This is a genomic window from Amycolatopsis sp. NPDC049253 (assembly GCF_040678995.1).
GTDB lineage: Bacteria > Actinomycetota > Actinomycetes > Mycobacteriales > Pseudonocardiaceae > Amycolatopsis.
In genome coordinates this window covers 423430-442823 of the sequence record NZ_JBFAQX010000002.1, presented here as the reverse complement: position 1 = coordinate 442823, position 19394 = coordinate 423430, and the positions used below count along the sequence as shown (strand labels likewise).

General features: G+C 70.5%; 22 protein-coding genes. 13 read left to right on the top strand and 9 right to left on the bottom strand.

Annotated elements, in window-relative coordinates:
- Window positions 1-30: 30 nt before the first annotated feature.
- The 7 genes from AB0K15_RS06385 to AB0K15_RS06355 all read left to right on the top strand — a co-directional run bounded on the left by AB0K15_RS06385 (window position 31) and on the right by AB0K15_RS06355 (window position 6393).
- On the top strand, window positions 31-1101 hold the full coding sequence (locus AB0K15_RS06385) for an isocitrate/isopropylmalate family dehydrogenase (RefSeq protein ID WP_364046215.1): 1071 nt from the start codon (window positions 31-33) through the stop codon (window positions 1099-1101).
- A gap of 35 nt (window positions 1102-1136) precedes the next feature.
- Complete coding sequence (locus AB0K15_RS06380) at window positions 1137-2468, top strand: MFS transporter (protein WP_364046213.1); 1332 nt, start codon at window positions 1137-1139, stop codon at window positions 2466-2468.
- A complete protein-coding gene (locus tag AB0K15_RS06375; protein ID WP_364046211.1) occupies window positions 2465-3205 on the top strand; it encodes an MBL fold metallo-hydrolase in 741 nt (246 codons plus the stop codon). The genes AB0K15_RS06380 and AB0K15_RS06375 overlap by 4 nt, the downstream gene beginning before the upstream one ends.
- The gene (locus AB0K15_RS06370) at window positions 3205-4242 is read left to right on the top strand and encodes an Ldh family oxidoreductase (protein ID WP_364046209.1); all 1038 of its coding nucleotides are present in this window, start codon (window positions 3205-3207) and stop codon (window positions 4240-4242) included. Before AB0K15_RS06375 ends, AB0K15_RS06370 begins: the two co-directional genes overlap by 1 nt.
- A gap of 5 nt (window positions 4243-4247) precedes the next feature.
- Window positions 4248-5081: an amidohydrolase family protein gene (locus AB0K15_RS06365; RefSeq protein WP_364046207.1), complete on the top strand. Its 834-nt coding sequence runs from the start codon at window positions 4248-4250 to the stop codon at window positions 5079-5081.
- Window positions 5082-5175: 94 nt separating this feature from the next.
- A complete protein-coding gene (locus AB0K15_RS06360) occupies window positions 5176-5973 on the top strand; it encodes a thioesterase family protein (RefSeq protein ID WP_364046205.1) in 798 nt (265 codons plus the stop codon).
- A gap of 99 nt (window positions 5974-6072) precedes the next feature.
- Window positions 6073-6393 carry a hypothetical protein gene (locus AB0K15_RS06355; protein ID WP_364046203.1) on the top strand — a complete coding sequence of 107 codons (321 nt, stop codon included), beginning with the start codon at window positions 6073-6075 and terminating at the stop codon, window positions 6391-6393.
- Between the two features lie 3 nt (window positions 6394-6396).
- Here AB0K15_RS06355 and AB0K15_RS06350 read toward each other — a convergent pair whose 3' ends face one another.
- From AB0K15_RS06350 to AB0K15_RS06340, 3 genes are read right to left on the bottom strand one after another with little or no spacing between them, the layout of a single operon-like run.
- Window positions 6397-7584, bottom strand: a complete 1188-nt coding sequence (locus tag AB0K15_RS06350) for an NAD(P)/FAD-dependent oxidoreductase (RefSeq protein ID WP_364046201.1) — start codon at window positions 7582-7584, stop codon at window positions 6397-6399.
- A gap of 17 nt (window positions 7585-7601) precedes the next feature.
- A complete protein-coding gene (locus AB0K15_RS06345) occupies window positions 7602-8537 on the bottom strand; it encodes an alpha/beta fold hydrolase (RefSeq protein WP_364046199.1) in 936 nt (311 codons plus the stop codon).
- A gap of 14 nt (window positions 8538-8551) precedes the next feature.
- Window positions 8552-9514: an ABC transporter substrate-binding protein gene (locus AB0K15_RS06340; protein ID WP_364046197.1), complete on the bottom strand. Its 963-nt coding sequence runs from the start codon at window positions 9512-9514 to the stop codon at window positions 8552-8554.
- A gap of 234 nt (window positions 9515-9748) precedes the next feature.
- Between AB0K15_RS06340 and AB0K15_RS06335 the strand changes: the two genes are divergently transcribed.
- Genes AB0K15_RS06335 through AB0K15_RS06325 form a run of 3 tightly spaced genes read left to right on the top strand, consistent with a single transcriptional unit; the run spans window position 9749 to window position 12085 of the window.
- Complete coding sequence (locus AB0K15_RS06335) at window positions 9749-10567, top strand: ABC transporter ATP-binding protein (protein ID WP_364046195.1); 819 nt, start codon at window positions 9749-9751, stop codon at window positions 10565-10567.
- Window positions 10564-11331, top strand: a complete 768-nt coding sequence (locus tag AB0K15_RS06330; RefSeq protein WP_364046193.1) for an ABC transporter permease subunit — start codon at window positions 10564-10566, stop codon at window positions 11329-11331. The genes AB0K15_RS06335 and AB0K15_RS06330 overlap by 4 nt, the downstream gene beginning before the upstream one ends.
- Window positions 11321-12085 carry an ABC transporter permease subunit gene (locus AB0K15_RS06325; protein ID WP_364046191.1) on the top strand — a complete coding sequence of 255 codons (765 nt, stop codon included), beginning with the start codon at window positions 11321-11323 and terminating at the stop codon, window positions 12083-12085. Before AB0K15_RS06330 ends, AB0K15_RS06325 begins: the two co-directional genes overlap by 11 nt.
- 77 nt (window positions 12086-12162) lie before the next feature.
- On the opposite strand, the gene AB0K15_RS06320 is transcribed toward AB0K15_RS06325, so the two are convergent.
- Both AB0K15_RS06320 and AB0K15_RS06315 read right to left on the bottom strand, forming a co-directional pair.
- Complete coding sequence (locus AB0K15_RS06320) at window positions 12163-12771, bottom strand: MarR family transcriptional regulator (RefSeq protein ID WP_364046189.1); 609 nt, start codon at window positions 12769-12771, stop codon at window positions 12163-12165.
- 49 nt (window positions 12772-12820) lie between these two features.
- Window positions 12821-13357 (bottom strand): MarR family transcriptional regulator, encoded by a 537-nt coding sequence (locus tag AB0K15_RS06315; RefSeq protein WP_364046187.1) that lies wholly within the window; start codon window positions 13355-13357, stop codon window positions 12821-12823.
- Between the two features lie 121 nt (window positions 13358-13478).
- Here AB0K15_RS06315 and AB0K15_RS06310 point away from each other — a divergent pair, with 121 nt between their 5' ends.
- The 3 genes from AB0K15_RS06310 to AB0K15_RS06300 all read left to right on the top strand — a co-directional run bounded on the left by AB0K15_RS06310 (window position 13479) and on the right by AB0K15_RS06300 (window position 16473).
- A complete protein-coding gene (locus tag AB0K15_RS06310) occupies window positions 13479-14042 on the top strand; it encodes a flavin reductase family protein (RefSeq protein ID WP_364046185.1) in 564 nt (187 codons plus the stop codon).
- Entirely contained in the window at window positions 14039-15517 is a 1479-nt protein-coding gene (locus tag AB0K15_RS06305; protein ID WP_364046183.1) for a 4-hydroxyphenylacetate 3-hydroxylase N-terminal domain-containing protein, read from the top strand. The genes AB0K15_RS06310 and AB0K15_RS06305 overlap by 4 nt, the downstream gene beginning before the upstream one ends.
- A gap of 140 nt (window positions 15518-15657) precedes the next feature.
- Window positions 15658-16473 (top strand): class I SAM-dependent methyltransferase, encoded by an 816-nt coding sequence (locus AB0K15_RS06300; protein WP_364046181.1) that lies wholly within the window; start codon window positions 15658-15660, stop codon window positions 16471-16473.
- Between the two features lie 174 nt (window positions 16474-16647).
- Here AB0K15_RS06300 and AB0K15_RS06295 read toward each other — a convergent pair whose 3' ends face one another.
- Genes AB0K15_RS06295 through AB0K15_RS06280 form a run of 4 tightly spaced genes read right to left on the bottom strand, consistent with a single transcriptional unit; the run spans window position 16648 to window position 19385 of the window.
- Window positions 16648-16995, bottom strand: coding sequence for a cupin domain-containing protein (locus tag AB0K15_RS06295; RefSeq protein WP_220239106.1), 348 nt, complete (start codon window positions 16993-16995; stop codon window positions 16648-16650).
- Window positions 16996-17026: 31 nt separating this feature from the next.
- Window positions 17027-17665 carry a DUF2848 family protein gene (locus AB0K15_RS06290; RefSeq protein WP_364046179.1) on the bottom strand — a complete coding sequence of 213 codons (639 nt, stop codon included), beginning with the start codon at window positions 17663-17665 and terminating at the stop codon, window positions 17027-17029.
- Window positions 17662-18471, bottom strand: a complete 810-nt coding sequence (locus tag AB0K15_RS06285; RefSeq protein ID WP_364046177.1) for a carbon-nitrogen family hydrolase — start codon at window positions 18469-18471, stop codon at window positions 17662-17664. Before AB0K15_RS06285 ends, AB0K15_RS06290 begins: the two co-directional genes overlap by 4 nt.
- Complete coding sequence (locus AB0K15_RS06280) at window positions 18468-19385, bottom strand: ABC transporter substrate-binding protein (RefSeq protein WP_364046175.1); 918 nt, start codon at window positions 19383-19385, stop codon at window positions 18468-18470. The genes AB0K15_RS06285 and AB0K15_RS06280 overlap by 4 nt, the downstream gene beginning before the upstream one ends.
- Between the last annotated feature and the right edge of the window lie 9 nt (window positions 19386-19394).

Sequence of the window (19394 nt, the reverse complement as noted above, 5' to 3'; positions counted from 1 at the left end):
GATTATATTGATTTTCGAGGTGGAGCGCCAGTGCAGGTTCACGACATCGCCGTCATCCGAGGGGACGGCATCGGTCCCGAGCTGGTCGACGCCGCGCTCACCGTGCTGGGCGCGGTCACGGCCAAGGGCGGCTTCGAGCTGCGCTACACCGACGTCGACGCCGGCGCCGACACCTACCGCCGCACCGGCGTGGCCTGCTCACCCGAAGACCTCGAATACCTGCGCACCGCCGTCGCGGCCACGCTCAAGGGCCCGGTCGGGCTGCCCGACGTGCGATTCCCCGACGGTACCGAGGCCGGCCTGCTCGGCGGCATCCTGCGGATCGGGCTCGACGCGTACGCCAACGTCCGCCCCGCGCTCCTGCTGCCCGGCGTCACGTCGGCGCTGGGCGGGGTGAAGGCCGGCGGCATCGACTACGTCATCGTCCGCGAGAACACCGAAGGTCTCTACGCCTCTCGCGGCAAGGGCGTCGGCAACCGCTGGGCCGTGTCCGACACGCTCATGACCACCCGCGAAGGCACGCTGCGCATCTGCCGGCGCGCGTTCGAGCTCGCGGCCGCCCGCGGCGGCGCGCCCAGCGACGGCAAGCACCGCGTGACCTGCGTGGACAAGAGCAACGTGCTGCGCAGCCACGCGCTGTTCCGCGAGATCTTCTTCGAGGTCGCCGCCGACTTCCCGGACGTCGAGACCGAGGTCCTCTACGCCGACGCCGCGGCCCAGGCCCTGGTGCTGCGCCCCGGCGACTTCGACGTGCTGGTGATGGAGAACTTCCTCGGCGACGTGCTCAGCGACCTCGGCGGCGCGACCGTCGGCGGCATCTCGCTGTGCGGCTCCGGCAACATCGGCGACGTCAGCGCGTACTTCGAGCCCATCCACGGCAGCGCGCCCTCGATCGCCGGCAAGGGGCTCGCGAACCCGATCGGGCAGATCCTCGCCGCCGCGATGATGCTCGACCACCTGCACCACACCGCCGAGGGTGACCTCGTGCGCGCGGCCGTCGCCGGTGCGCTCGAGGACGGCGACATCGGCATCCGGCCCGACGGCTCGGCGACGGGCGGCCCCGCGGCCGTCGCGGAAGCCGTCGCGGCGCGGCTCACCTGACTCCTTTCCCGATGAAGAGAACGGAAACACCCGTCATGAACACCGAGCTCGAGTTCACCGGCGCGCGCCGGCGCCGCATCATCATCGCGGCGTCGGCCGGCAACTTCGCCGAGTGGTACGACTGGGGCGTCTACGGCGTGGTCGCCACGATCATCGCCGCGAAGTTCTTCCCCGGCAACGATCCCGCCGTGGCGCTGCTCAACACCTACGCCGTGTTCGCGCTCGGCTACATCGCCCGCCCCATCGGCGGCATCTTCTTCGGCTGGATCGGCGACAAGTACGGCCGCCGCCGTGCGCTGTCGATCTCGATCCTGTTCACGTGCTTCGGCACCGCGCTCATGGGTGTGCTGCCCACCTACGCGCAGATCGGCCTGCTGGCACCGGTTCTGCTGCTCGTGTGCCGCCTCGCGCAGTCGATGGGCGCGGGCGGTGAGTACGCGAGCGCGATCAGCTTCGTGTTCGAGCACAGCCCGGCCGCCAGGCGCGCCCGCAACGTGAGCACGCTGATCGCCACCACGTTCATCGGGATCCTTTGCGGATCGCTGCTCGCGCGGGTGTTCTCGAGCGTGCTGACCAAGGACGAGTACCAGACGTTCGGCTGGCGCATCCTGTTCCTCGTCGGCCTGCCGCTGGCCGCGTTCGGTGTGTACCTGCGCTCGAAGGTCGAGGAGAGCCCGGAGTTCGAGCTGCTGGTCAAGGCGCGCGAGAAGGCGAAGGCCGCCGCCACCCCGCTGCGCGACGCCCTGCGCCTGCACTGGGTGCCGATCGTCGTCTTCATCGTCTGCACCGCGAGCTATGCGCTGCTGAGCACCACCATCACGTCGTTCCTCACCACGTTCCTCATCAACGTCGGCAAGCTCGACAGCACCGAGGCTTACAACGCGACGATCGTGAGCAACGTGCTCGTCATCGCCGGCACGCTCGTGATGGGGCCGGTGGCGGACAAGATCGGGCTGCGCAAGGCGTTGAGCCTCACCGGGCTCGTGGTCGCGATCCTCGCCGTGCCGTCGCTGGCGCTCGCCGCGGGCGGCGGGGTCGGCGCCTTCACCGGCGGCGCGCTCATCGGCGCCTGCAAGGGCCTGCTCGCGCTGCCGGCGCTGCTCGCGATCAGCCAGATCTTCCCGACGGCCGTGCGCGTCACCGCGGGTGCGCTCGCCTACAACGTGGCGCAGGCCGTGTTCGGCGGCACCGGCCCGATCATCGGTGTGTGGCTCAACGACGTGACCGGCGGCCCGTACGGCCTCGGCGTGTACCTGGCGGCGCTGGGCCTGGTCACGGCGGTCGTCTCGTTCTACGCCCGGCGGACCTTCGACCACGACGAGGCCGTGGTCCCCGCGTCCGACGTGGTCTCCCCGGAGGCGCGGTGAACATCCTTCCGCTGACCCAGGGTTATCCCGGCAAGAGCACGCAGCACGGCGGGCTCGGCTGGAGCAGCGTCACCCTCGTGCGCCACGGCGAACGGCTGATCCTGGCCGACACGGGCTCGTTCGGAATGCGCTCTCTGCTCGCGCAGCGGCTGGCCGCCCACGGCGTGGAACCGGGCGAGGTCACCGACATCCTGCTCACGCACGCGCACTACGACCACGCGGCGAACTACCTGCTGTTCCCGTCGGCCACCGTGTGGGTGGGCGCGGCGGAGCTGGAGTGGGCCGCGGGGCGCGAGCCGGGGTTCGACCCGTTGCCCGAGCTCTACGCCGCCGACCTGGCGAGCAACCCGCGGACGCGGCGGGTGAGCGAAGACGGCGAGATCTTCCCCGGCGTCGAGGCGTTCGCCGCGGCCGGGCACACACCGGGCTCGCTGGTGTTCCGGGTGGACGGCTCCGTGCTGTTCAGCGGCGACGCGGCGAAGAACCGCGCGGAGCTGCTGGGCGGCGATGTCGACATGACGCTCGACCGTGACGCGAGCCGCGCGTCCGTGCACAAGATCCTCACCCTGTGGCGGGAACACCCGGACACGCTGCTCGTGCCGGGCCACGACGTGCCGATGCTGTGGCACGGCCGCCCCGTCTACACGGACACCCGGCGAGCCGGGATCCGTTCGTGGTTCGGCGAAGATCTCGCCGCGACCACCGAGTTCGACCTCACCGAAGGAGACGACCACTGATGACCGGCGACACCCAGATCACCGCCGAGGACCTGCGCGGGCTGGCGGCCCGCGCGCTGGCGGGGAACGGGATGTCCGAAGAGGACTCCGCGCGCGTCGCCGACGTGCTGGTGCTCGCCGACCTCTTCGGCATCCGCACGCACGGCGTCGCGCGGATCCCGCAGTACCTCGACCGCGCGCGCCTCGGCGGCGTCGACCTCCACGCGAAGGTGGCGGTGGACCAGGTCGCGCCGGCGTTGTCGCGAGTGGACGGTGCCAACGGCATCGGGCCGCTGGTCGGCTCGCACGCGCTGGACGCGGCGCTGGCCTCGGCCCGCGCGACCGGCCTGGGTGCGGCCTTTGTCCGCGGCAGCAACCACTTCGGTCCGGTGATGCCGTACCTGTTCCGCGCGGCGGAGCAGGGGTTCGCGGCGATCATCGCGAGCAACGCGACCACCACCATCGCGCCGTGGGGCGGCCGCGAGGCCCGGCTGGGCAACAACCCGCTCGGCATCGGCGTGCCCACGCCCGGCGGCGACCCGGTGCTGCTGGACATCGCGATGAGCGTGGCGGCGCGGGCGAAGATCCGCGCGGCCGCGGCGGCGGGCGAGCCGATCCCGGACACCTGGGCCACCGACCGCGACGGCAAGCCGACGACCGATCCCGAGGCGGCGCTGGACGGGTTCCTGCAGCCGCTGGGCGGGCACAAGGGCTACGGCCTGTCGGTGATGGTCGACCTGTTCGCCGGCGTGCTCTCGGGTGCCGGCTACCTCACCCGCATCAGCTCGTGGAGCGTCGATCCGGAGCGGCCGCAGAACCTGGGCCACGTGTTCTTCCTGATCGACGCGGCGAAGCTCGTGCCCGGCGCCGAGCTGGCGTCCCGGATGGACGATTTCGCTTCGATCCTGCACACCACGCCGCCCGCGGACCCGGCGCAGCCCGTGCGGTTGCCGGGTGAGTTCGAGCTCGCGCGCTACCACCGGCAGCTGCGCGACGGCGTGCCCGTGGACGACGACGTGCTGGCCCGGCTGTCGGAGTTCGCGGGCGCCGCGCGGTGACGGTGGTGCCCTCCGGTTCGTGCGACTGTCACGTGCACGTCTTCGACCCGCGGTTCCCCTACGCCGGGGACCGGGCCTACACGCCCGGCCCGGCGAGCGGCGAGCAGCTGGACGAGCTGCACTGGCGGCTCGGCGTGAGCCGGGCGGTGCTCGTGCAGCCGAGCCCGTACGGCACGGACAACTCGTGCCTGCTCGCGCAGCTGCGCGTCCGGGGCGACCGGGCGCGGGGTGTCGTGGTGTTCGACCCCGCTGCTCCGGCGCCGCTGGGGGAGTGGCACGCCCTCGGCGTGCGCGGGGCGCGGGTGAACCTGGCGACGTTCGCGGTCGACGACCCGGCCGTGGCACTGGCGCCGCTGCGCGCAACCGCGGCGGCCATCGCGGACCTCGGCTGGCACCTGCAGGTGTTCACGGAGCTGTCCGTGGTCGCGGCGCTGGCCGACGACCTCGCGCGGCTGCCGGTGCCGGTCGTCCTCGACCACTTCGCGCTCGCTTCTCCCGACGTCGATCAGCCCGGGCTGCCCGAGCTGACCGACCTCCTGCGATCCGGTGCGGCGTACGTCAAGCTCTCTGCGCCGCACCGGATTTCCACCGCTGCCGACCACGCCGACGTCGGGCCGCTCGTGGACGCTTTGGTCGCCGCGGCTCCGGACCGGTTGCTGTGGGGCACCGACTGGCCCCACACCGGTGGCCGGCTGCGCACTCCGGGCAACCGCCTCAGCGTCGAGCCGTTCGAGCCGATCGACGACGCGCGGGCGCTGGCCCGGCTGCTCGACTGGACCGGCCCGGACGTGGGACGGCGGATCCTCGTCGACAACCCGGTTGGGTTGTACGGGTTCTGACGGGGGTGGTCTCCGTCTCACTCGACGGGCGCGCAGCGACCGGGCGAGCTAAGTTGCGCGGAACAACCCTCTGCCCGGCGAGGAGGCGGTCCCGGTGAGCACGACGACCTTCGCCGCGGTGTCCGCCGTCAAACGGCGGTCGCCCGGTGGTTTCGACGCGGACATCAGCCCGCAGTGGACCATCGGCGGCAAGCCCAACGGTGGCTACCTGCTGGCGCTGATCGCGCGCGCCGCCGTCACCGAGCGCGAGCACTCCGACGTGCTCGCCGCCAGCGCCCACTACCTGCGCTCACCCGACCCGGGCCCGGCCGAGGTCGAGATCGAGACGCTGCGCACCGGCCGCGGTTCGAGCCAGGTGCGCGGCCGCCTCGTCCAGAACGGCAAGCCCGCCGTCGAGGCCCTGTTCACGGTCGGCACGCTCGCCGAGGGAGAGCCGTACTGGCAGGACGGCCTGCCCGACCCGCGCTTCGACGTCGAGTCCCCGTTCCGCGCCCCGGGCACCACACCGCTCGGCCTGCCGGTGGCCATCATGGACGAGATCGAGGTACGCCTCGACCCCGCCGGCGCCCGCGTCTTCAGCGAAGGCCCCTCCGGCCACGGCGAGCTCCTGGGCCGCCTCGCCCTGCCCGGCGGCGAAGCCTTCGACCCGGTCAGCCTCCTGTTCGCCGTCGACGCCTTCCCGCCGGCGACGTTCGACATCTCCCCGAGCGGCTGGGTGCCCACGCTCGAGCTCACGGCCTACGTCCGCGCCCGCCCGGCCCCCGGCCCGCTCCGCGTGCTCCACCGCGCCCACCTCATCACCGACGGGCGCGTCGACGAGTCTTGCCACGTCTGGGACAGCACCGGCAAGCTGGTCGCCCAGGGCACCCAGCTCGCCGGCATCCGCCTCTGACGAATTACGACGTTCGGCCGCCGAAATGCCGACTTCCGGACGATCGGCGGCCGGCTTCCCCTGTGATCGGATAAAAGGTCCGAACCAGGGGAGGGTGCGGTGCACATCAGAGCGAGACGCCGTTCGATCGACTTCGACGGCCGGAAGATCACGCTGAAGATCGCGGTCAAGTACGGGGTGTCGGGATCGGACCGGAAGTACGAGTTCCCCGCGCGCAGCCTCACCGGGTTCAGCCACCAGCCGGCCACGGCGTGGAAGCGTGGTCGGCTGGAGTTCGAGGCGCCGGCCCTTCCCTCCGCGATCGTCACGGACGTGCCGCTGTTCGCGGATAAGCTTCCCGGCAACGTCTTCGAGTACGGCTACGGCGACGAAAAGCGCGTAAGCGCTTTCGTCGCCGCAGTGAACAAAGCCCGAGGTTGACCCTCAGCCGAGGGACTCGGCCCGTGCCACGCTGTTGAGCAGGGACGAGTTCATCAGGAACTTCAGCTCCAGCTCCGCATCGTCACCCAGGGCCGCGAGTTCCGCCAGGCGTTCCTTCCGCCGCACCGGGTCCTTCTCCTCCAGGCGGCGCTTGTTCGTCACGGTCTGCTGCTGCACGAACTCGATGTTCACCGTGCGGCGGCGCAGGTCGTAGCGGTCGAGGACCTTCTCGTCGGCCGAGGAGGCGAAGGCGTGCAGCGAGGAGGCCAGCTCGACGGCGTCGTGGATGCCGCAGTTGAGGCCGAGGCCGCCGATGGGGTTGTTGACGTGGGCGGCGTCGCCGGCGAGGAAGACGCGGCCGGAGCGGAAGCTGGCCGCCACGCGCTGGTGGACGTTGTACAGCTTGCGGTGCACGAGCTGGTCCGCGGGGTTCGCCGAGAGCGCCAGGCCCGAAAGCCGGGCGCGGGCGCCTTCGTCGCCGACGGCTTCCTCGTCGGTTTCGCCCACGGTGGTGGGGAAGACGGCGCGCCAGCGGCCCTTGCCGTCGTCGCCCGCCACCTTGAAGAGGTTGACCCACTCGCGCGGGTCGGCCCAGTAGTTGCGGTAGCTGCAGTCCAGTTCGGACTGGAAGTCGAACAGCGTGGTGAGCACCAGGAACCGCTCGGGCCAGGTGTAGCCCTCGAACTCGATCCCGAGTGCCTTCCGCACGGTGCTGCGGCCGCCGTCGGCGCCGATCACGTAGTCGGCGGTCACCGGGCCCTCGGACGTGTGCACGGTGGCGGAGTCCGCGTCCTGCGTCACGCCCGTCACCGCGGCGCCGAACCGGACGTCCACTCCGGACAGCCGCTCCAGCACCATGTTCACGATCTTGTGCTGTTCGATCTGGACCACGAACGGATACGGCGTCACGTCGCGCAGCACGTCGTGGTCGAGCCGCGCGATGAGCGAGCGCTCCGGCCGGTCCCAGAAGTCGAAGTACCGCGCGACGAGCCCGCGGGCGACCACGTCGTCCATCAGGCCCAGCTCGCCGAGCATCGCCAGGGTCGAGGGGTGCACTGTCGCGGCTCGTGGGGCGTCCTCGACGGCCTGCTCCGCTTCCAGCAGCGTCACGTCGAACCCCCGCCGGGCGGCCGCGAGCGCGAACACCGCGCCCACCGGACCCGCGCCGACGACCACCACGCTCTGTCCCATGTCTTCGTCAGTTCCTTTCAGCCGAGTTTCGCGAGCCAGCCGGCCACGGTGTCCACAAGCGACTCTCCCGAGCCGTCGAAGCGGTGCCCCTCCGTGCCTTCCGGCGAGGGCAGCGACACCGACGTGACCGACGGCGAGATGCCCTGCTCCAGTGCCGCCTCCAGCCAGCCGGGCTCGAAGTCGTGGATCACGGTGTCGTGCTGGTCGCGCACCATGAGGATCGGGTTCGGCACGCGGGCGATCCACTCGATGCTGCGCGCGCCCGCGGTGCCCGTGCGCCGGTAGGTGAGGAAGTGCTGCGCCGTCACCGGAACCGTGCGCCCGCCGAGCCACGACATCTGCGTGGACAGCGTGCGGCCGAAGTCGCCGGCCTGGGCGGCCGCCACGGCCTCCTCGGTCAGCGCGCGGTAGGTGGCCTCGTCGTTGATCAGCAGGTGGCGCGACTTCCACGGCAGGTCCGCGAACATCCCGGTCAGCGCGATGCCCGCGGTCTCCGGGTGCCAGTGCGTGGCCGCGAAGTACGAGACCTGCGACGTGCCCAGGCTGTGCCCGTGCAGCACGATCTTCGAGTAGCCGAGCGACCGCGCGGTCCAGTACGCGGCCTCGATGTCGCGCACCGTGGCGTAGAAGTTGTCGGTGTTCACGGCGTCGCCCGACTGGCGGGTGTTGATCGCGAGCACCGGCACGCCGCGGCCGCTGAGGCCGAGGGCGAGCGTGCGCACCGGCAGGCTGCCGATGCTGCCGCCGCTGCCGTGCACGCTCAGCACGAGCGGTGCGTCGGGCAGCGGCTCGGCCGGCACCAGGTGCGCGGCCGGGCCGGACCGCCCGTCGAGCGAGGTGATCTCGTAGTACCGCAACGAAACGCCGTCGGGCGCGTGGAAGTCGAGCAGGGACTCCGGCGTTTCCGCGGGGCGGTAGGTGACCGCGGCGGCCGTTCTGTCCAGATCGGACACGTGAGGTACTCCCGTCACTTCGAACCGGTGTAGACGAGCTTGCTGTAGTCGACCGTGCCGCCGAAGCCGCCGAACTGCTTCATGGCGTCGCCCCAGATCTTCAGGTCGTCCTGCGAGACCTCGGTCGTGAACTCGCCCAGCGGCGACTTCTTGGCCTGCTCGGGCGTGACCTTGGTGTAGGCGGCCAAGGCGGCGTAGGCCTTGTCGTTGTTGGCCTTGATCCACTGCGCCGCGTCCTGCAGCCCCGCCTTGAACCCGTCCGCGAGCTGGGGGTTCGCCGCGGTCCAGTCCTTCGACGCGATCCAGTACGTGCCGCCGACGTAGTTCGGGCTCAAGGCCCGCTCCGGGTCGCCGAGGCTGCGCATCCCGGCCTGCTTGCCGACCGTGATGAACGGGTTGATCACCTCGACGGCGTCGACCTGGCCGGCCTTCAGCTCGTCGATCATGTTCGGCGTCGGCACCTGCACGAACTGCTCGGCCGCGGGGTCCACGCCGTTCTTCGACAGCCACGCCTTGGTGGCGATGTTGATGTTTCCGGTGAGTGTCGGCGAGCCGATGCGCTTGCCCTGCAACTGTTTCACGTCCGTGATGTCCGGGCGCACGAAGATCTGCACGCTCTGGTCCTCGGGCGAGTCGCCGTTGTTGCCCGACACGGCCACGAGCGGCACACCGGACGAAGACGCGCGCAGCATGATCGGCGCGACGCTGAACCCGAGGTCGTACTGCTTGCCCAGCAGCGAGGGCACCAGCGTGATGTCGTTGAGCGTCGTGGTCGAAACGCCCTTCACGCCGTGCTTGGCGAAAAATCCCTGTTGCTCGGCCACGAGCACCGCGAGCGAGTCGTTGGTGTTGTTCAGCGCGATGCGGATCTTGCCGTCGGACGACGACGTGGAACCACCGGAACCGCCGCAGGCGGACACGGCGAGCGCGGCTGCCAGGAGCGCGGTGGCCAGCGTGGTGATGCGGGTGCCCCTCATGACGCCTCCGTAGGAGTGGGGGGATTGGGGATCGGGGAGATATTCACTATCCGAAGTAGTTGAGCAGAGACAGTAACTCAAGTTAGCTAATCTCTCAATGGTCCAGCTCAGAACGTTGGTAACGGCCTTGTTAAGCCTGGATCGCAGACCAAAAAGCACTACTCAAGTCATTGACGTGTGGAAGGTTAGGCGCCCATCATGGCCAACGCCAGCCCTGAAGGAGGTCCCGATCCCGTGACCGTAGAAGCCACCGCGCCGGCCACCGAGACGGCGGATGCGTTTTCCTGTTCGAAGCTCTTCGTCGAGTACCGCACGCGCAACAAGGTGCTGCGGGTGCTCGAGGACGTCGGTTTTTCCTGTGCCCAAGGGGAGTTCCTCAGCATTCTCGGGCCGTCCGGCACCGGGAAGACGACCCTGCTGCGGATCCTCGCCGGGCTCCTCTCCCCGGGGGAGGGCTCGTCCGTGCGGTTCCGCGGGAAGGAGATCACCGGCCCGCCCGCCGGCGTCGGCATCGTGTTCCAGAACTACGCCGCGTCGCTGCTGCAGTGGCGCACGGTGGAGCGCAATGTCGCGCTGGGCCTGGAAGGCCGCACGAGCAAGGCCGAACGCGACGAACGCGTCCGCGAAGCGCTCGAGCTGGTCGGTCTCGCCGACCGCGGCAAGGACTACCCGTGGCAGCTCTCGGGCGGCATGCAGCAGCGCGTGCAGATCGCTCGCTCGCTCGTGATGCGCCCCGAGGTGCTGCTGATGGACGAGCCCTTCGGCGCGCTCGACGCGATGACCAAGGCGCAGCTGCAGGACGAACTGCTCAAGGTCGCCGAGGTCACCGGCGCGACCGTCGTGTTCGTGACCCACGACATCGACGAGGCCGTGTACCTGTCCGACCGCGTGCTCGTGCTCGCCGGCCGTCCGGCCACGGTCGGGCGCGAGCTGCGCATCGACCTGCCGCGCCCGCGCGACCAGGTGGCGACGAAGGAGCTCCCGGCCTATCTCGCCGCTCGCCACCGCGTGTACGAGGCGCTGCGGGCGGAATCCGAGGCAGGGGCCGAATGAGGCGTTTGATCGGGTTCGCGGTGCCGGTGGCCGTGATCCTGCTGTGGCAGCTGGTGAAATCGATCGGGCTGCTGCCCTACGACAACATCCCGGCCCCGTCGGACATCTGGTCGTCCACAGTGGACCTCGCTTCGTCCGGCGAGCTGCTCACGAACACCGCGCACACGCTGGAAGCCTGCCTCGGCGGCTGGGCGCTGGGTTCGGTGCTGGGCCTGCTGCTCGGGCTGCTGCTCGGCCTCGTCCGTCCCGCGTGGACGTACGGCATGGCCTCGGTGGAGGTGCTGCGCGCGCTGCCCGCGATCTCGTTCGTGCCGATCGTGGTGATCCTGCTGGCGCAGACCGTGGAGATGGAGATCGTGATCGCCGCGTGGGTCGCGATCTGGCCCGTGGCGATCAGCACGATCGACGGTGTCCGCGGCGTGAACCCGGTGCACCAGGACCTCGCGCGCAGCCTCGGTCTCTCGCCGGTGGCCAAGGTCGTGAAGTTCGCGCTGCCCACGGCGCTGCCGAAGATCGTGGTGGCGCTGCGGCTGAGCCTCTCGGCCGCGCTGGTGCTCGCCATCGTCGCCGAGATCGTGGGCGACCCCGAGGGCATCGGCTACGCGCTCGTGGAGCAGCAGCAGTCGCTGCGCCCGGCGGCGATGTTCTCCTACATCCTGCTCACCGGGGTGCTCGGCATCGTCCTCAACTTCATTCTCGTGTGGACACTCCGGTTCGTGCCGGGTGCCCGTCAAGCAGCCAGGGGAGCCGACGATGCCGCGTAGAACCCGCAAGTCCGGGGTCGCGCCCCTGCGCGGCCTGCTGCCGCTGGCCCTGGTACTCGTGCTGTGGCAGGTGATCGGCGACAGCTCGAGCACCTTCTTCCCGCCGCCGGCCGCCTGGTTCAGCCAGACGTGGGAGCTCACCTCCGGCGGTGCGCTGGTCGACGGGCTGCTCGCCACGCTCGAGACGTTCGTGATCTCGTTGCTGGCCGCCACCGTGCTCGGCGCGGTGCTCGGCCTCCTGATCGGCCACTTCCCGCTGGCCGAACGCTTGCTCGGCCCGATCCTGGAGTACTTCCGGTTCCTGCCGGGCGTCGCGCTCGTGCCGCTGGCCGTGCTGCTCGTCGGCTACACCGAGTCGATGAAGCTCTACGTGGTGGTCTTCGGCGCCCTGTGGCCCGTGCTGCTGCAGGTGCGCCAGTCGGCGAAGTCGGCCGACGTCGTGCTCTCCGACGTGGCTTCGACGCTGCGGCTCGGGAAGTTCGCGGCGTTCCGCAAGATCCACCTGCCCGCGATCGTGCCGGGCCTGCTGCTGGGCGTGAAGATCGCGGCGCCGCTGACCCTGGTGCTGGTGCTGGTGGTCGAGATCAGCACGCAGGTGTCAGGGCTGGGCAAGCTGATGGAGACCGCGCAGCAGAACTTCCAGTCGGCTCAGGTCTACGGGCTCGTGGTCGTGGTCGGGCTGGTGGCGCTCGTGATCAACATGCTCGTGTCGGGGATCGAAGGGTTCCTGCTGCGGTACCGCCCGCAGAACTGACGAAGACCGAGGGGCTCCGGTCCGGTGTGGACGCACCCGGGCCGGGGCCTCTTTCCCGTTCGCGGTCCGGCCGAGGGTCAGTGGTGGTGGGCGTGCGCGTGGTGCCCGGCCGCGGTGAGCAGCAGCGCCAGCCGCGGGTCGGAGTCCAGCCCCAGGTAGAACGAGAACGTGGCCAGCGCGCCGAACTTGCCCTCATCGGTGAGCTGGTGCTGGAAGTGGTTCACGTGGTGGTGCACGGCGTTGTCGATGGTGCGCAGCACCTCGATGCCGGCTTCCGACGCGTGCACGGCGATGACCCGGCGGTCGTCGGGGATGCGGGCGCGGTGCACGAGCCCCTTCTCCTCGAGCTGGCGGATCAGGCGCGAGGCGAGCGCGGGCGCGATGTCGAGCCGCTCGGCGACCTTGTTGACCGGCAGCGGACCCTCGGCGCCGAAGATCTGCAGCAGCGCCTGGTGCTGCAGCGGCTGCAACCCGCCCGCGATGGCTTGCTCGTCGAGCAGCCGAAGGATCTTGCGCAGCACGAACCGTGCGTGGGCGATCGCCTTGACATGGTTGGCGAAGTCGAGGTCGCTCGACGCGACCGCGCCCTTGCCCCACAGGGCGAGCAGCTGGGCGGTCTCGTCCTCCACCGTGTCCCCCTCCCAGTGCCCGGTTGACCGATGCCGGCCGAAGACGTCATCGGTCAAGATGACACCTTCAGGTCAATGACCTGAGGACACTATATCAGGGAAGGGCTCAGGAATCGGCGGCCGCGCGGATGGCTTCGGCGATGGCCGAGTCGGGGTCGAGGCCCACGTAGAACGCGAAGATCGACAGAGCCGACAGGCGTTCGTCCTCGGTCAGCTGGTGCTGCAGGAAGGCGACGCTGTGGTGCACCTCGTTGTCGATCTCGGCGAGCTTCTCCGCGCCGGCGGTGGTGGCGACGACGTTGGTCGCACGCCGGTCGCTCTCCGAGGCCTCGCGTGTCACCAGGCCAAGTTCCTCCAGTCGGCGCACCATGCGCGAGGCGAACGCGGCGGCCACGTCGAGCCGGGCCGCCAGCGTGCTCACGGTGATGCCGCGGGCCTCGTTGGACCCGTACACCTGCAGGAGTGCCTGGTGCAGCAGGGGTTCCAGGCCATGGGTCTTCGCCTGCTCGTCCACGATCCGCAGCACGCGGCGGGTCACGTAGCGCGCGTCGGCGATGTTCTTCACGTACGCCTGGAACTCGCGGCTGCGCTTGGCGTCGCCGATGTCGGCCCACTTCGTGTAGGCGCGCATTGCGTCGTTCATGGGGGTGGGTTTCCTCTCGGACGAGCGCGGCGGCGGGCGAACCCGGCGATCATACGTCGCACGGTTTTAGTTGACTAAAGTAAGGTATTCTTGTTAGCCTTCTGGCCCAGGAGGTCACCCCATGGCTCTGCACCCCGCGGACAGTGATCCCAGCGGATTCAAAGCGGCGCTCGGTTCTTTCGCGGCCAGCGTCAACGTCATCACCCTCTGGGACGCGGCCGGTCGCCCACTCGGCATGACCGCCACCGCGTTCTCGTCGGTGTCTGTCGATCCGCTCATGATCCTGGTCTGTGTCAACCGTTCCACCCGCACCTACGAGCGCATCGCCGAAACCCGCCGGTTCGGCGTCAACATCCTCGGCTCGCCCGCCCGCGAGATCTCGGACCACTGCGCCCGCCCGGGTGCGGACAAGGCCCTGCCCGAGGAATGGCTCACCCGCCGCGAAGGCTGGCACAGCCCGGCCCTCTCCGGCGCCCTCGCGTTCCTGGACTGCGAAATCGACCAGGACGTGCACGCGGGCACGCATGCCGTGCTCATCGCCACCGTGGGCGGCATCGGGCTCAGCTCGGCGCTGCCCCACCACGAACCGCTCCTGCACTTCCGGGGCAGCTACCGGCAGTTGCAAGCAGGAGTCCACCACCCGCGGCCCCGGCCGCTACCGATCGCACTGGAGGAATCGGCGTGACGCGTTCCGGCAAGGACTACGTCGAAGGACTGCGCGACAATCGGCGGGTATTCGTCGACGGCGAATACGTCTCCGACGTCGCCGCGCACCCCGCGTTCAAGGGGGCCGTCGAGTCCATCGCGCGCGTGTACGACTTCGCGCACGACCCGGCCAACGCCGCGGAGATGACGTTCCCGTCCCCGACCACCGGTGCTCCGGTGAACCTGTCGTACCTCATCCCGCGGGGCGAGGACGACCTGCGCCGCCGCCGTGTGGCACTGCGCAAGACGGCCGAGGCGACGTTCGGCCTCATGGGCCGCGGGCCCGAGCACGTCGCGGGCTTCCTGGCCGGCTGGGCGGGCCGCTCCGACGTCTTCGCGGCGGGCGGGCAGCGCTTCGCCGACAACGTCACGAAGTTCTACGAATTCGTGCGCGACAACGACCTCTACTGCTCGTACGCGATCGTGCCGCCGCAGATCGACCGCAGCAAGCCCGCGCACCAGCAGGCCGACCCGCACCTGTACGCGGGCGTGAAGGAGGAGCGCGAGGACGGCATCGTCATCGCCGGCGCGCAGATGCTCGGCACGGGCGCGGCGATCTCCGACTACCTCGTGCTCAGCTGCATCGTGCCGCTGCAGCCGGGTGACGAGGACCAGGCGATCTCCGTCGCCGTCCCGATCGGCGCCGAGGGCCTGAAGATCTACTCGCGGCGCAGCTACGCCGAAGGCGCCACGAGCGTGTACGACTACCCGCTCGCCACGCGCTTCGACGAGACCGACTCGCTCATCGTGTTCGACGACGTCTTCGTGCCGTGGGAGCACGTGTTCGTGCTCCGCGACCGCCAGATCACCAGCGACCAGTGGAGCCGCACGCCGGCCCACCTGCTGGGCAACAACCAGGCCCAGATCCGCTTCTCCGTGAAGCTGGACCTGCTGGCGGGCCTCGCGCTGCGCGTGGCGCGCATGAACGGCTCGGACAAGTTCCCGCCGGTGCGCGGTGTGCTCGGCGAGCTGGCCGCCCACGCGGCCATGGTGTCCGGTCTGGTCTACGCGCAGGAGCAGAACTGCGAGCTCGACGAGAAGGGCGTGGCCTGGCCCGGGCGCGAGGAGTGCTACGCGACCATGACGCTGCAGTCGGACTTCTACCCGAAGCTGCTGCACCTGGTGCGTGACCTCGTCGGCGGCGGCGTGATCCAGCTGCCGTCCTCGGCCGCCGACTTCGGCAACCCCGAGGCGCGCGCCGACTTCGAGCGGTACGTGCAGTCGCCGGGCCACCCGACCGTCGAGCGCGTGAAGCTGCTCAAGCTCGTGTGGGACCTCGTCGGTTCGGAGTTCGCGAGCCGCCACCAGCAGTACGAGATGTTCTACGCCGGCGCGCCCTTCCTCGTGAAGTCGCGCATGAGCCAGATCTACGACTTCGCCCGCGCGGAGGCTCTCGTGGACGGCGCGCTGGCCGGCTACGACCTCGGTGGCCGCACGGAGACCGTGCAGGCGTAAGCGAGGCAGACAGACCGCGGGGCGCCCGGCGAACGCCGGGCGCCCCGTTTCCATGCCCGCACGAAGGCACGGCGCAGTCGAGTGCAGCCGCTGCGGCGAGCACTAACTTGGGCAGAAGCCGACAGAAGGGGCCAGGTCCGGTGAGCGACGAAGGGCAGTTCGCAACAGACCTCTACCAGGGCACCGCCGAGTACTACGACCGCTACCGGCTGCCGTATCCGGCGTCCCTGCTCACCCATCTGGTCGCCGGCACCCACCTCTCCGGGCGCGGAAGGCTGCTGGATCTGGCCTGTGGGACCGGCCAGCTCGCCTTCCCGCTCAGCCGGCACTTCGCGGAAGTGTGGGCCGTGGACCAGGAACGGGACATGATCGAAACCGTTCGCGTCAAGGCGGCTGACGGCGGTGTGGAGGATCTTCGGCCCCTCGCCTCCAGCGCCGAGACGTTTGAGGCACAGCCGGACCACTTCGAGCTGGCCGTCGTCGGCAACGCCTTCCACCGGCTGGAGCGCGACCTGGTCGCCCGCCGGATACTCCGATGGCTCGTTCCCGGCGGATATCTCGCGTTGTGCTGGTCGTCCTCGCCCTGGGCGGGCGGGGAAGACTGGCAGCGATCACTCGCAGCCACCCTGCAACGATGGCAACGAGAACTCGGGGCCGAGCACAGGATTCCCGAACGCACGGACCGCGCGCGCCGGCGCCGGCCCGATCCCGAGGTTCTGTCCGCGGCCGGGTTCGAGGTCTGCGGCCGCCACGCCTTCACGGCCAAGCACCACTGGACCCTGGCCGAACTCACCGGCCACATCCGCTCCACCTCGTTCCTCCCGCCCGCAGTCATCGGCGACCGGGCCGCCGCATTCGATGCCGACCTTGCAGCCACCCTCCGCCCCCACGACGACGGCGGAGTCTTCACCGAGACCGTGAGCTTCGCCTACGACCTCGCCCGCAAGCCCGGCTGAGTCCGCCCACAGCACACCCACGCAACGCTACAAGGCGCAGTGTGCGCCGACTCGAGCCAAGTCGGCGCCCCGTTTCCCTGCCCGCACGAAGATGGCGCTCGCTGCACCGTGAAGACGAGAAAGGGCGCCCGGCCAAGGCCGGGCGCCCTTTCTCGTGTGTCCGCTGTGGACGGTTCAGCTCGCGCGGTAGCGCACCTCGAAGGTGAGGCAGCCTTCCTCGCTCGTCCACGGGCCGTGCTCCATGCCCGGCGGGCGGCAGGCATAGTCGCCGGCCGAGAAGGTCTTGCCGAGGCGCGTGTCGTGGAACGAGCCTTCGAGGATGTAGACCTCTTCCCAGAAGTCGTGCACCTGCACGCCGTTCGGGGTGGTGTCCGTGCCGGGCTCGAAGCGCAGGATGCGCGTCGCGACGCCGCTGTCGCCGTCGGCGGCGAGGATGCGTTCGGTCAGCTGCGGCACGACGCCCGCGCAGGGCGTGAACTCCACCGTCTTGGCGGGGAAGAACTCGTGTTCCGGTTTGGCCATGGGGTTTCTCTCTCCTCGGGTACGGGGGGTGTCAGGACACCGAGTAGGCGTGGGTGAGCTCGGGGCCGCCGGGCAGGGCCAGCGACAGCGTCCAGGCCTTCCCGGGCACGAACTTGCCGTCGAGCAGCGTCAGGGTGCCGCAGAACATCACCAGGTCGCGCTCGGCCGGACGGTCGAGCAGGGCCAGCACGTCGGTGGGGATGCGCAGGGCGCTGAGGGGTCCGTACTGGTAGCGCACGCCGTCCACAGTGGATTCGGCGATGATCGCGTCCCAGTCGGGGTCGTCGACCGGGATGACGGTGGTGCCCAGCGGCTTCGGGCAGGCCGCTTTCGAGTCCTTGACGCTGGAGGTCTCGATGTCGCGGTCGGTGTGGTCGGAGCCCACGGTGAGGTAGAGCTTGCCGCCCGCGCGCACGAGCACGGGCTCGACCTCGCCGGAGGTGTTGGTGCCGTCGACGGAGATGGCCGCGGCCTGCGTCGCCAGCGCCGCGTCGAGCTCGTAGAACGCCGGGACGGAGTCGGGCGGCGGCACGCCGATGGCGGCGAGCTCGTCGATGTGGTGCTTCACGGCGGCCTCGTCGCGGCCGGTGTAGCCCGCGACCACGAGGTCGAAGTCGGCGACCGCGACGGTTTCGCCCGTCCCGGCCACGGTGAACGTGAGTGCGGTCATGCGTGCGCTCCTCGGATGGTCAGTTCGCGGTAGCTGGGGAGCCGGTCGTCGAGCACGGGGAACTGCTCGCGCGTGGCGGGGACGACGCCGGGATCGACGTCGCACCAGGTGATCCCCTCTTCGGTGCCGGCTTCGGCGAGCACGGTGCCCCACGGGTCGACGACGCGGCTGTGCCCGCCGAGCTCGACCCCGCCCTGGGTGCCGGTGGCGTTGCACGCCACCACGAGCACCTGGTCCTCCACGGCGCGCGCCGTGGTGAACAGGCGCCAGTGCGCGAGCCGCGCCGCGGGCCACGCGGCCGGCACGATCACGATCTCCGCGCCGGCGTCGACGAGGCAGCGCCACAGCTCGGGGAAGCGCAGGTCGTAACACGTCGTGCCGGCGACCGCGCCGAACGGCGTCGCCACCGCGGACACGTGGTCACCGGGCTTGAGCAGCTGCGCTTCCTTCGACTCGTAGCCGAACACGTGCACCTTGCTGTAGCTGTGCACGAGCTCGCCGCTCGGGTCGAACAGCACGGCGGTGTTGCGCAGGGCGCCGTCGGGCAGGCGCTCGACGAAGCTGCCGCCGTGCAGGTACGCGCCCGTCTCGCGGGCGAGCTCACCGAGCCGTGCCAGCGACGGTCCGTCGGCCGGTTCGGCGTCGCGGGCGTAGTCGTCGAAGGCGAAGTACCCGGTGGCCCACAGCTCGGGCAGCACGATCAGGTCGGCCGAGGCCGCCGAGCGGACGAGCCCGGCCACCCGGTCGAACCGGGCGGCGACGGGCTCGTCCTCGGGGCTGCCGATCTGGACGAGGGCGATCTTCACGAGGCCTGCCACAGCTCGCGGGCGCCCGCGGCGACGATGTCGTCGTAGGACAGCTCGCGGTCGGTGAGCCCCGTCGCGCGGGCGAACCCGGCGAGCCCGGCGGCGGCCTCGGGGGAGATCGCCGGCTCGTAGAACGGCCCGTCCCGCTCGATCAGGCCGGCGATGAGGCCGGCCTCCATCTCCGGGAACAGCGCGGTGCCGACCCGGGTGGCCAGCGACGGGTCCCGGCGCAGCTCGCGCTGGGCCCGCAGCACACCGCGGGTGACGGCGGCCACCTCGTCCGGGCGTTCCGCGGCCGTGCGGTCCGTGGTCATGAGCGCCGGGAACGTGTAAAGCGAGTGGGCGGAGCCGTCTCGGCGGGCGTCCACCACGACCTTGCCGACGCCGCGCTGCACCGCGACCTCCGTGCCCATGCCGTTGGCCCAGAAGGCGTCGATCCGGCCTTCTTCCAGGGCCCGGGCCGCCGTGACGCCGAAGGAGACGTCGCCGGCGACGCCCGCGACCGGGGCGATGGTGACGCCCGCCCCGGCCAGGTCCACGCCTTCGGCCTCGAGCAGCCGGCGCAGGCCGAGGTCGGGGCCGGGCGCGGCACCGATGCGGACGTCGTGGAGCTTGGCGAGGGTCTCGCGGGTGACGTCGAGGTCGGGCCGCACCACGAGGAACCAGTACATGTTCTGCGCGAGCGCGGCCAGCAGCTTCTGCTCGCCCCAGGCGGAGTCGGCGTAGAGCGGGGCGTGGGCGCACCCGGCGAGGTAGTCGATCCGCCCCTCGCGAAGGGCGATTGCTGCGTCGGTGACGGGGAACAGGAGCTCCCACTCCACGTCGAGACCCTCGTCGCGAAGGTATCCGAGCTCCACAGCCGCGATGGCGGGGAAGTAGGAGTTCGAGACGAGGTCGGGCACGGCAAGGCGCATGGTGGCCTT

Bases quoted from the DNA above. Each gene is read 5' to 3' on its own strand.
- AB0K15_RS06380 (WP_364046213.1), top strand. From the start codon at position 1,137: ATGAACACCGAGCTCGAGTTCACCGGCGCGCGCCGGCGCCGCATCATC.
- AB0K15_RS06370 (WP_364046209.1), top strand. From the start codon at position 3,205: ATGACCGGCGACACCCAGATCACCGCCGAGGACCTGCGCGGGCTGGCG.
- AB0K15_RS06350 (WP_364046201.1), bottom strand. From the start codon at position 7,584: ATGGGACAGAGCGTGGTGGTCGTCGGCGCGGGTCCGGTGGGCGCGGTG.
- AB0K15_RS06340 (WP_364046197.1), bottom strand. From the start codon at position 9,514: ATGAGGGGCACCCGCATCACCACGCTGGCCACCGCGCTCCTGGCAGCC.
- AB0K15_RS06330 (WP_364046193.1), top strand. From the start codon at position 10,564: ATGAGGCGTTTGATCGGGTTCGCGGTGCCGGTGGCCGTGATCCTGCTG.
- AB0K15_RS06325 (WP_364046191.1), top strand. From the start codon at position 11,321: ATGCCGCGTAGAACCCGCAAGTCCGGGGTCGCGCCCCTGCGCGGCCTG.
- AB0K15_RS06315 (WP_364046187.1), bottom strand. From the start codon at position 13,357: ATGAACGACGCAATGCGCGCCTACACGAAGTGGGCCGACATCGGCGAC.
- AB0K15_RS06310 (WP_364046185.1), top strand. From the start codon at position 13,479: ATGGCTCTGCACCCCGCGGACAGTGATCCCAGCGGATTCAAAGCGGCG.
- AB0K15_RS06295 (WP_220239106.1), bottom strand. From the start codon at position 16,995: ATGGCCAAACCGGAACACGAGTTCTTCCCCGCCAAGACGGTGGAGTTC.
- AB0K15_RS06290 (WP_364046179.1), bottom strand. From the start codon at position 17,665: ATGACCGCACTCACGTTCACCGTGGCCGGGACGGGCGAAACCGTCGCG.
- AB0K15_RS06280 (WP_364046175.1), bottom strand. From the start codon at position 19,385: ATGCGCCTTGCCGTGCCCGACCTCGTCTCGAACTCCTACTTCCCCGCC.